The sequence below is a fragment of the uncultured Pelagibacterium sp. genome (genome assembly GCF_963972885.1).
GTDB lineage: Bacteria > Pseudomonadota > Alphaproteobacteria > Rhizobiales > Devosiaceae > Pelagibacterium > Pelagibacterium nitratireducens.
The window spans coordinates 1-10,144 of the sequence record NZ_CAXAXY010000105.1 but is presented as its reverse complement, the minus strand read 5'-3'; the positions used below and the strand labels follow the sequence as shown (position 1 = coordinate 10,144).

10 protein-coding genes are annotated in these 10,144 nt (G+C 62.2%); 4 read left to right on the top strand and 6 right to left on the bottom strand.

Translation table 11 applies throughout. From position 1 onward, the window contains the following. The 4 genes from AACZ55_RS13905 to AACZ55_RS13890 form a co-directional block, all read right to left on the bottom strand. Positions 1-443: SurA N-terminal domain-containing protein (locus AACZ55_RS13905; protein ID WP_339647036.1), on the bottom strand; the 443-nt coding region annotated here is incomplete at its 3' end. Positions 444-576: 133 nt separating this feature from the next. Continuing rightward, positions 577-2,856, bottom strand: a complete 2,280-nt coding sequence (gene lptD / locus AACZ55_RS13900) for an LPS assembly protein LptD (protein ID WP_339647033.1) — start codon at positions 2,854-2,856, stop codon at positions 577-579. Beyond that, positions 2,856-3,935 carry an LptF/LptG family permease gene (locus AACZ55_RS13895; RefSeq protein ID WP_338607152.1) on the bottom strand — a complete coding sequence of 360 codons (1,080 nt, stop codon included), beginning with the start codon at positions 3,933-3,935 and terminating at the stop codon, positions 2,856-2,858. The genes lptD and AACZ55_RS13895 overlap by 1 nt, the downstream gene beginning before the upstream one ends. Next, on the bottom strand, positions 3,932-5,011 hold the full coding sequence (locus AACZ55_RS13890) for an LptF/LptG family permease (protein WP_338607151.1): 1,080 nt from the start codon (positions 5,009-5,011) through the stop codon (positions 3,932-3,934). Before AACZ55_RS13890 ends, AACZ55_RS13895 begins: the two co-directional genes overlap by 4 nt. 199 nt (positions 5,012-5,210) lie before the next feature. On the opposite strand from AACZ55_RS13890, the gene AACZ55_RS13885 reads away from it, so the two are divergent. After that, complete coding sequence (locus tag AACZ55_RS13885; RefSeq protein ID WP_339647028.1) at positions 5,211-6,707, top strand: leucyl aminopeptidase; 1,497 nt, start codon at positions 5,211-5,213, stop codon at positions 6,705-6,707. Between the two features lie 63 nt (positions 6,708-6,770). Here the strand turns inward: AACZ55_RS13885 and AACZ55_RS13880 are convergent, their stop codons facing one another. Both AACZ55_RS13880 and AACZ55_RS13875 read right to left on the bottom strand, forming a co-directional pair. Continuing rightward, complete coding sequence (locus AACZ55_RS13880; protein ID WP_339647025.1) at positions 6,771-7,220, bottom strand: GNAT family N-acetyltransferase; 450 nt, start codon at positions 7,218-7,220, stop codon at positions 6,771-6,773. Between the two features lie 81 nt (positions 7,221-7,301). Next, on the bottom strand, positions 7,302-8,213 hold the full coding sequence (locus AACZ55_RS13875; RefSeq protein ID WP_339647022.1) for an SDR family oxidoreductase: 912 nt from the start codon (positions 8,211-8,213) through the stop codon (positions 7,302-7,304). Positions 8,214-8,293: 80 nt separating this feature from the next. Here AACZ55_RS13875 and AACZ55_RS13870 point away from each other — a divergent pair, with 80 nt between their 5' ends. From AACZ55_RS13870 to AACZ55_RS13860, 3 genes are all read left to right on the top strand, one after another. Continuing rightward, complete coding sequence (locus AACZ55_RS13870) at positions 8,294-8,887, top strand: TetR/AcrR family transcriptional regulator (RefSeq protein ID WP_339647019.1); 594 nt, start codon at positions 8,294-8,296, stop codon at positions 8,885-8,887. Positions 8,888-8,940: 53 nt separating this feature from the next. Then, positions 8,941-9,390 carry a DNA polymerase III subunit chi gene (locus tag AACZ55_RS13865; protein ID WP_339647016.1) on the top strand — a complete coding sequence of 150 codons (450 nt, stop codon included), beginning with the start codon at positions 8,941-8,943 and terminating at the stop codon, positions 9,388-9,390. An 85-nt stretch (positions 9,391-9,475) separates the two neighbouring features. Then, positions 9,476-10,093: a YitT family protein gene (locus AACZ55_RS13860; protein WP_339647014.1), complete on the top strand. Its 618-nt coding sequence runs from the start codon at positions 9,476-9,478 to the stop codon at positions 10,091-10,093. The last annotated feature ends 51 nt before the right edge of the window (positions 10,094-10,144 follow it).

Genomic DNA, 10,144 nt, shown 5'->3' with positions numbered 1-10,144 from the left:
TGGATGCGCGAACGCAGCACCTGGGACACCACCTGCTGCCAGGCAATCGCCGCTTCGAGCCGGTCGCGCAGGCTCTGGGGATTGACCCCGTTCTGCGTCAGGATGCTGTTGAGGTTGGAAACGCTCGACCGCATGTTGGTCGCGATATTGGCAAACGCGGAATCCACCTGCTCATCGGAAACGCTGATACCGAGGCGCGAGGCTTCTGCCAGCTTGATCGTATCGTCGATCAGGGAGTCCGTTGCCAGCTGCACCCGGGCCGAATTGCTCGACCCTTGCCCTTCGAGGCGCAACAGATTTGCGCGGTCGTTGATCTGTTGGTCGGTTATCGGCTGGCCGTCCACGGTCACCCGCGCGCCCTGCGCCTGCACCGCAGCCGCCATGAAAGCCAATCCCAGAGCCAGACAGATGCCAGCGGTTCTCAATACGAGCCATTGTCTCATGTGTTCCGCTCCCTAAAAGCGTCTTTTAGCCAAAGCCGTCCTCTAGCACAAATGCGGCCAAATTCGGCAGTTGCGATTGGCGTTCTGTTTAAAGCGTTCCGGTCCGGAATGGAATTGGCTTTTATGGTTGAGTTCAGAACCCGCCATCGAGATCGACGACGTCCGAATTTTCCGGCCCGCTCAGGCTGAAGGTGACCCCGACCCGGAAGTCGTTCGCCGTCCGGTGTGTCGGCCCCGTCCACCGCGTCTGCACGCCATAGGCCAGAAACGTGTCGTCATAGGTCAGCCCGGCTGTCGCCTGCAGCCATTCATTGGCATCAAGATCCCAGGCCACCCCGGCATTGGCCGTCCAGTAATCGGCTACTGGCACTTCGGCGCCCAAACCAACTTCGTGCCGGTCCTGCGGCTGGCTTAGCGCCGCCTGGCCCGCGATGAACACGTAATCGCCGGTGACTTTGTAGCCATCAGCTTCGCCCGAGGCCGAAAGCTGGACACGCGGTATGTCGCCGGTCGCGGGGTCCAGTTGCATTTTCGCCCCGCCGGCCAGCCCGCCATAGCCGCCCTGCACGCCGGCAACGACATAGGAGGCGTCAGCGTTCATCCCCGAGCCGATGCCCGCCGTGCTGCCATCGGTTGCGTTAAAGCCATTGGCTCCGGCCAGGTGGAAGGATTGCCCCATCAGCCCGCTCAGCCATCCGCCATTGTCGAAACTGGTCTGGAACTGTCCGCCCACATTGGCCCGCAATCCCGTTTCCTGCCTGTCGGCCCCCGAGAAGCGGTTGAAGCTGAAAAGATTGGTGTCGTCGAAAACGAATCCCTGGGAGTCATTGTTGGTGATGCCGGGCACTGCTTCGCCGTCGCGATAGACCAGTTGCGCAATCGGTTCGATCACGTGCGCAGCGCCAACGGTTCGCGCCAGCAGCGGATAGCGGATGTCGAGAGCGGCAATCGGGGTCGCTGAAAACAGGCTTTGCGCCGCCGGCGCGCCGGCCAGCGAACTTGCCCCGTCATAGGATGCCGCATCGCCACGCATCCCGAGATAAGGCGAAACCAGAAGCCCGCCCGGCACGACATACTGGTTGGACCAGCTCGCCTGCATCATGGCGTGGACCGATTGGCCCTCATAGCCGTGCACAAAGCCATGGCTCGTATCGTCGAGCGCCCGCGTCAACCCCAAAAGCCGGCTGCTCAGTTCAACCCGACCGGCCCCGTTTTCAAGATCGATAATGTGATCGGCCACCGCATTGGGATGTGTCAGGGCCTGCTCGTTCTGGCGCGCCTCGAACACCGCCTGGCTCGGCTGGTTGTCGAGCGGCACCAATTGCTGCACCCGGATATCGGCATAGGTGTCGGCATCGAGATATTGGGCATAGACCTGATTGCGTGCCGTTCCGCTGTCGATGTCGTAATCGGGCAGATAGCCCGGATCGGTAAACGCGGTGTAGGACCACCCCAGCGTCCACGCGTCGGTCGGTGTAAATGTGCCGCTGGTCTGCACCGCCCCGCGCACATTGCGGTTGGCCAGCCCGCTATAGGCGCCGGGATTGAACTGATAGACCCCCGATGTATTCACCGAATAGCTCAGATCGCCCACGGTCTGCCGCCAGTCGACCGACACGCCCGGTCCCTGATTGAAATAGGCTATCGGGGTCACGGCCAGCGTGCCATTGGCCACCCGGTAGCGGAAAAAGGGCAGGGACAGCGCGACACCGTATTGGTCGTTATAGCTCAGGACCGGAAACTCGACCCCTTCGTCCTGCGGCAGCGTCAGCCAGGGCAGCGAGATCACCGAAACCCCCAGCAATTGCAGCGAAGGTTGCTCGAAATAGATAACCTGCTCGGCTTCGTCGGTGACGATCCGGGCCGCCTTGACCGACCACCCGATCCGGTTACCGTTCGCATCGATGCAGGTGCCGCATGGCGCATAGCTGCCATCGACGTAAACCCGCTCGACGCCTTCATCGAAATTTGTTTCGGCTGCCGTAAATCGGCTGCCATCGGGGAATGCCACGGTCAGCGCGCGCAAGAACCCTTCGCGGAAGCCGTCTTCCAGCTCCACCCGTTCCGCGACGTATTCGATCCCTTCGGGATCGATCACCGCGACATTGCCGACAAGTTCGACCCGTCCCGAACGCTGGTAATAGATCGCCCGGTCGGCCGATGCGCGAAAGCCCTGAAAGCTGATCCCCACGCGGCCCTGCGCCACGACAGTATCGTCGCGTGAGTCAAACACCATGGTATCGGCCGAAACCGCCATGTCGCCGGCACCGCCCGAGGGAATGCGCGAAAAGAAGTCTGCGGGAACGAGCTGCTGGGCACTTGCCACGGGCGCAAACGCGAGCGCCGTGGCCAGCACGCTGGCCAAAAGTGCGCCACGCCGCACCGATGTTGCCCCCAGGGGTGGTTTGTCCATCAAACGCGCCCGTCTTCTCTACGCAGGATCACGGTCAGACCGATCACGATGGCGACAAGGGCAGGGCCCCACGCCGCCGCAATCGGGTCGAGAACGCCTGCCGAGCCGGCCCGGTCAGCCATCTCCGTGATTACAAACACGACCAGGCCCAGGACGATTCCATAGACGATGGTCCACCCATAATGCCCTGTTCTTCGATAACCGCCGGTAAAGGCAAACGCAATCAGCAAAGCACCCGCAAGAACGAACGGAACGGCATTGAGTTTTTGAAAACGCGTCTCCGCCGCCGCCCGCGCAAACGGGTCGGCGATTCCATTGCGCAGGGCCGCTCGCAAATCGAACCACGACATGTCCTCGGCGGTCCCCAGTTGCAGGCTCAACTCGGACCCCGTGGCGGTCGTAGCCAGTGTCATTTCGGAAAAGGCGCGCGGCGCCCGGTCGATGTCGAGGATCATCCCGTCGGTGATGCGCCAGTATCCGGGCTCGAGTTCGGCCATTCGCGCATGGATGCGCGTGCCACCCCCACCTTCGGGCTGCGGCCGCAATATCGAAACGTCCCGCAGGCGCGTGCCGCCCTGCGTCACCGAGCGCGCATAGAGCATGTAGTCGCCATCCGCGCCGGTCTGGTTGAACCACGTCTCCCGGTTCTGCACCCCATAGGCGCGTCCCCAGCCGATCTGTGCGGCGTCGAGCTGCTGATAGATCCTGATCGCAAAACTGTCGACCACCGTCGTCACGATCACGCCCGAGAGGATGATCATCAGGAGCGGCCAGCGCATCGTCGACCAGATCGAGCGCCCCGACGCACTGATGATCACCATCTCACGGTGCGAATGCAGATCGATCAGCCCCACGATGGCCCCGATCAGAACGGTCACCGGCAGCCCCAGAAGGCTCCAGCGCAAAGCGCTCAGAAACGCCAGCCCCGTCGAGGTCCACGGCCCGGCCAGCGCTGCCGTCTGGTTGAACCGTCCCGTATCGAGAAATTCGACAAGCAGGATGATGCCGAAAAAGATCCCCACCACCAGCCCGATCCGGGCGGCCAGCCGAATGCAAACGAGGCGTCCGACCCGGTTCATCGTGCCACCCTCCAGCGCGGAAAGATGAAGGCGCGCCGGCTGCGCAGCCACAACAGGCTCAGCGAAAACGCAAGGATCACGCTTGGCGCGATGAAATGGCGGCCCCCGCCGCCCGAGAACGCGCTCACCGCCTGCTCGGCAAACGCCACCAGCAGGATCACCAGTTCCATCGGCATCCGCCGCCGCCCGCGCCCGCCATCGGGATAGGCGCAGAACGCCGCCGCCAGCGCGCAGATGGCCAGCGCCCGTAGCGTATCGGCGAACCGCTCGTTGAGCATCTTGATCTCTTCGCCCGTCGCACTGCCCTCCAGCACCTTGGCCATCAGCCCGAAACTGTCGGTCTGGGCCGCGCTCGTGGCGCGCGACGCCGCATCGATCAGGCTCGCAAGGCTTATATGGTATTGGGCGAACCGGATCTGGCTCAAACCCTGCCGCTCGGCGCTTTCATACTGGATCGCGCCATTGTTGAGGATCAGCTGATAGCCGGTTTCATCCTGAAACACCGATGCCGTTTCGGCAAAATAGGTCCGCCGGGTTTCGTTGGTCGTGTCGTCGAAAAAGAAATCGACCAGCGTTCCGTCCCGCCGCCGCGCCGAAATCGAAAACACCAGCCCGTCTTCGATTTCCGTAAACCGCCCCGGCACCAGCGCCCTTCCGACCACATCGGCAGCAATTTCGGCCGACCAGTCCGCCGAAATCCGCCGTGAATGGGGTTCGATATAATTTGTGACCAGCGTCACGATGGCCGCACCGGCCAGCGTAAACGAAATGATCGCCTTCCACAGCGCATCGGTGCGCTGCCCGGCATGGATTGTGTGCAATTCGCGCGACGATTGCAGCGCCCGCAACCCCCGCACCAGCCCGATGGCGAAACACACATAAAGGATCGAGCGCGCAAAGGTCGGCGTCGTCAACCCGCTCTGGCCCATCAGGGTGAGAAAATTCTGCCCCTTGGCCGAAACCAGATCGAACAGCCGCAACAGCTGCATCAGCCAGATCAGCGCGCCCCCCGCCGCGAAAATGGTAAGCGCCTGCGCAAAGAACTGGCTCTGCAGATATCGCGAAAGTCTGTCCAAGGGGCGGGTCTGGTCCTGTGCCGGCGAGTCAGTTGTGCTTTTACCCTGTTCGTGTGGCCGCAAAAAGCGCAGCGTGGCAACACAGGGTGCCAAATGATGGCTGCGCATTGACGCAACCACCGCCACGGACAATGCTCGACCCGTCCAGCCCGGCGAATCTTCGCCGCCTATGCCCTCGCCACTCAAGGTTGCCGCGCCCATGCCGCAAACGCTCTCGATCTCCGTTACCGAAACCCTGCCCGATTCCCCCTCAGCGCTCGTGCTCTACGCCAATGGCGAGGGAGAAATGGGCCAGACGGCCGCAGGCCTTTGGAAGCGCACTGGTCTCGATTTCTCCCGCATCGCCAAGGCGACGGGCTTTTCCGGCCGCCCCGGCCACATGATCGATATCGCCGCCCCCGCCGGCCTTGGCTGCGACCGCCTTTTGGTGCTCGGCCGTGGCGCGGATGGGGAAGGGGACAACGCCGCCGCATGGTCCGACAGGGGCGGCTCGCTCTTTGCCAAGCTCGACGCCGCCGGCGTCTCCGATGCCGCCGTGGTGCTCGACGAGGCGGGGCTGGCCCCCCATCTGGTCGGAGCGCTGGGGGCAGGGGCCCGGCTGCGCTCCTACCGCTTTGAAAAATACCTCACCCGCCGCAAGAATGGCGCGACCCATCCCACCGCGCTCACCTTCGTTGTCGCGAAAGCATCGGGCATGAACGCTGCGCTTGACGACGCCCTCGCCGTCGCCGACGGCACCATTCTCGCGCGCGATCTGGTCAACGAACCCGCCAATCTGCTCGGCCCGTCCGATATGGCCGATGTCGCCAACACCCTGGCCGATCGTGGCCTGTCGGTCGAAGTGCTCGACGAAACCCAGATGAAAGCGCTCGGCATGGGCGCCATCCTCGCCGTAGGGCAGGGGTCGGTCCGCCCCCCACGCCTCGTCGTCATGCAATGGAACGGCGGCAAGAAGGGCCAGCCGCCCCTGGCCTTTGTCGGCAAGGGCATCGTTTTCGATACTGGCGGCATTTCCATCAAGCCCGCCGCTTCGATGGAAAACATGAAGGGCGATATGGGCGGCGCCGCCGCCGTTCTTGGATTGATGCAGTCCCTCGCCACCCGCAAGGCCAAACTCAACGCCGTCGGCATCCTGGCCCTGGCTGAAAACATGCCCGACGCCAACGCCTACCGCCCCGGCGATGTCATCACCGCCATGTCGGGTGAAACCATCGAAATCATTTCCACCGACGCCGAAGGGCGTCTCGTTCTGGCCGATGCCCTCTGGTATTGTCAGGACCGGTTCAAACCCAAAGCCATGTTCGATATCGCGACCTTGACCGGCGCCATCCGCATCGCGCTGGGCGAGGAGTATGCCGGCGTTTTCACCAACACGGATTCTCTCGCCGCCAAACTCCAGCAGGCCGGCGGCGCCTCGGGCGAAAAGGTCTGGCATCTTCCCATCGGCCCGGCCTACGACAAACTCATCGAAAGCCGCTTCGCCGACATAAAAAACCAGGGCGGCCGCCTGGGCGGCGCGTCCATCGCCGGGCAGTTCCTCTCCCACTTCGTGGGCGACACCCCCTGGGCCCACATCGACATCGCCTCCACCGCCTTCGGCAAGGCCTCGACGGAGACGAACACCTCATGGGCAACGGGGTTCGGGGTGGCGCTGTTTGATAGGCTGACCAGGGATGGCTATGAGGATGGAGGGTAGCCGATAATCTCAGGCGGAGTTGTTCGCACTGCAATCCTTACCCCAACCGGCGGACCATTTGAGCTACAGCCGCTTCTCGTAGCGCCAGACCTCGAGTTCAAAGACGCCATCGGGCGTTGGCAGCCGGTTGGTCATCTGGCCCGCGCGCTTCCATCCATGCTTTTCATAAAATCGCGCAGCGCGTTCATTGCCGATGGCACAGGCCAGCCAAGCCGTGGTGATTTGGGACGCGGCGATCCGCCTTTCGCCATCGGCAAGCAGTGCCGCTGCGGTGCCCGAGCCTCTGGCCGCCGGCGCGACAAAGAGCTGGTAAAGCTCATCGTGCTTGATCATGCACAGGCCGGACGGATTGCCCAGTGGACCGGAAACCCGCGTAAGCGCAAGATTGTCGATAATCCGCTGCCGGAAACTCGCCGGCGTCCGATATCGCGACAGTTCAGCCGGCAGAATCGCAGCGTGCGCGTCCTGCCAGCCAGAGTGCCAAAGACCGGCAAGATGTTCGATCTCGGCCATCTCTGCATTCCGTACGTCACCGACCGGTGCAGCGTCGAAGCGATCCCGTGGCGGGTTTTCGGAGTGGGGCATCGAAGGGACCTATCTGTATCCAGAATCGTTCGCCGGCATACCGGCTTCCTGGACCTCCACAAGATAACGCCACGCATCGGGGCGTGAGCCATCAAGATCTGTGAACCCGTAGAATTGCGCCAGTCCCCCGCTCGATAACGATTGGCCGTTCCAGCGCATGCGTTCGGTGTCTGCGGCCAGCGCGGCGACGGCCCGGCCCACGAAGCGGGGCGATTCGGAAATCACGAAATGCGGCACCTTGGCCGTGGCCTCGCGCCAATTGTCCTCGCGAACCCCGAACGCTTCCAGCATCATCTCGGACCGCAGCCATCCGGGCGTCAATGACACCGCCGTTGCGCCATGCTTTTCCAGATCCTTGGCGTGAGCCCAGGCCATGCGGTTTACGGAAACCTTGGCAAGATCATAAAAGGGAGAGAGGCGATAGTGGTTGGCATTATAGTCCGCCGTTCCATCGGTGACCTCGACAAGAAGACCGCCCGGTCGCTCGATCATCAGCGGCAGGGCGAAATGGGCGGTTATGAGGTGGGTATCGATCCCCAGCCTGAGCAGCCGCAAACCGTTATCCAGATCGTGGTCCCAGACCGGCTTGTCCCATTCGAACAGTTTCTCTCCGCCCCAGATGTCGTTGACGAGAATATCGAGACGGCCCTGTTCGGTCCGAATTCGCTCGATCAGCGTTTGGACCTGTTGTGGAACCAGATGGTCGACCTGGATCGCAATGCCCTTGCCGCCGGCCGCACTCACCAGTTCGGCCGTTTCCTCGATCGTTTCGGACGCGCGGCCATATTCGGATGGCTGCTCGCGAGTGGTGCGTCCTGTCACATACACGGTGGCACCGGCGGCTCCGAGTTCTGTTGCGATGCCGCGACCCGCGCCGCGTGTCGCACCGGCGACCAGCGCAACCTTTCCTGAAAGTGTCATTGCCGATCTCCCTTTGCTAGGCTGGCTTTCCCAGTGATTTGTATATATAAACAATCGTTCGGTTATTTATTGGAGTCAAGATGCCCCGTCAAAAAACGCAGTCCGATGATCATGTGCTGCGCCATGCTCTGGACCTGATGTACGAGCAGGGGCCCGAGGCGCTGACGTTCGCCGCTCTTTCCAAACGGTGCGGCCTCTCGGGGGCAACCCTCGTCCAGCGCTTCGGTAACAAGGCCGTCCTCAAGCAAAAATCACTCCTGATTGCCTGGGATCGGCTGGACGCTGATACCGCACGCCTCGCCGGTTCGGTTCCTCGGACACCCGAGGGGGCAATCGAACTTCTCGTGGGGCTCACCGGGCAATACGGTACCATCGACACCTATGCGGAAGGTCTTTTGATCCTGCGTGAGGATTTGCGCGACCCCCAGTTGCGGGCGCGCGGCGCCGCCTGGCGAGACCAACTCTGCGCCGCCCTTGATGCCTGCTTTGCGCAAACCGGCGTTCCTGCCGGCGTCGGATTGCTTGCGGCAACACACTGGCAAGGCGCCTTGCTTTGGTGGGGATTCGATCCAAAACAATCGGTGGAGCGCTATGTCGAACAAAGTCTGCGGGACTTTGTAGCCCTTATACTCGACACAGCGGCGGGGCCGTTTCACGAAACAGTCGAAAGATAGTTGGCTTACGCCATCCCCTAGCGCCCCCACCCATCCAATGCGATAACATCGCCATGACCGATCTTCTCTTCTACCACCTCGAAACCCGCCCGCTCGAATCCGTTCTGCCCATGCTGCTCGAAAAGACCATCGAGCGCGGCTGGCGGGCGGTGGTGGAGGTGGGCAGCGCCGAGCGGCTCGAAATCATCGATTCCGCGCTCTGGACCTATTCCGACGACAGCTTTTTGCCCCACGCTGTTGCGCGGGGGGAGGAGGGCGATGCGATCCAGCCCGTGCTGCTGACCGGCGGCGATGAAAACCCCAACGGCGCCGCCATCCGCTTTTTCGTCGATCGCGCCACCCCGCGCCAGCTCGAAGGTTATGAGCGGCTGGTCTATATCTTCAACGGCCATGACCCCGACGCCGTCACCGAAGCGCGCGAGGTGTGGCGCAACCTCAAACCGGTTTACGATCTCACCTATTGGCAGCAGGACGAAGGGGGTCGCTGGAGCAAGAAGGCCTGAAAATCACTGAGATTTTTTCGGTTCGATCTGGCACCAAACAGTGCTTTAGTTCCGATCTCGATTCCACGAACCGAAATCGGAACCTATGGATTCTTCGTTCGAACCCAAGGTCAGGCACACCCCGCTTGAAGATTTTCTCGCCATCCTGCTCGGCACGCTGTTTGTCGGGCTTGGCGTCACCTTCTATTCGCAGGCCCAGATCACAACCGGCAGCACCGCCGGTCTGGCCCTGCTCGTCCAATACGCCACCGGCCTGCCGTTCGGCGCGGTGTTCTTCGTGGTCAATCTGCCGTTCTATGTTCTGGCGTTTCTGCGCATGGGCTGGCAATTCACGTTCAAGACCTTCATCGCGGTGGGGCTCGTTTCGGTCTATCCGGCGCTGATGCCCAATTGGCTCAACATTTCGGGCATAAATCCGTTCTTTGCCGCCATTGCCGGCGGCGCCATGATGGGCATGGGCATTCTCGCCCTGTTCCGCCACCGCGCCAGCCTGGGCGGCGTCAACATTCTGGCGCTCTATCTGCAGGACAATCACAAGATCCCCGCCGGCTATGTCCAGTTCGGCATCGATTTTTTCATCCTGATCGCCGCCTTTTTCATCCTGCCCTTCGACAGGGTGCTGCTCTCGCTGGTCGGCGCGGTGTTCATGAGCCTGGTCATCATCTTAAACCACAAGCCGGGACGGTATATGGGGGTCAGTTAGCGAGGCAATCCACCACCTTGGTCATCCCGGGCGAAGACCCGGGATCCAGTA

Coding starts and splice junctions, on each gene's coding strand:
- AACZ55_RS13875 (WP_339647022.1), bottom strand. CDS start 8,213: ATGACACTTTCAGGAAAGGTTGCGCTGGTCGCCGGTGCGACACGCGGC.
- AACZ55_RS13895 (WP_338607152.1), bottom strand. CDS start 3,935: ATGAACCGGGTCGGACGCCTCGTTTGCATTCGGCTGGCCGCCCGGATC.
- lptD (WP_339647033.1), bottom strand. CDS start 2,856: ATGGACAAACCACCCCTGGGGGCAACATCGGTGCGGCGTGGCGCACTT.
- AACZ55_RS13885 (WP_339647028.1), top strand. CDS start 5,211: ATGCCGCAAACGCTCTCGATCTCCGTTACCGAAACCCTGCCCGATTCC.
- AACZ55_RS13860 (WP_339647014.1), top strand. CDS start 9,476: ATGGATTCTTCGTTCGAACCCAAGGTCAGGCACACCCCGCTTGAAGAT.
- AACZ55_RS13870 (WP_339647019.1), top strand. CDS start 8,294: ATGCCCCGTCAAAAAACGCAGTCCGATGATCATGTGCTGCGCCATGCT.
- AACZ55_RS13880 (WP_339647025.1), bottom strand. CDS start 7,220: ATGGCCGAGATCGAACATCTTGCCGGTCTTTGGCACTCTGGCTGGCAG.
- AACZ55_RS13865 (WP_339647016.1), top strand. CDS start 8,941: ATGACCGATCTTCTCTTCTACCACCTCGAAACCCGCCCGCTCGAATCC.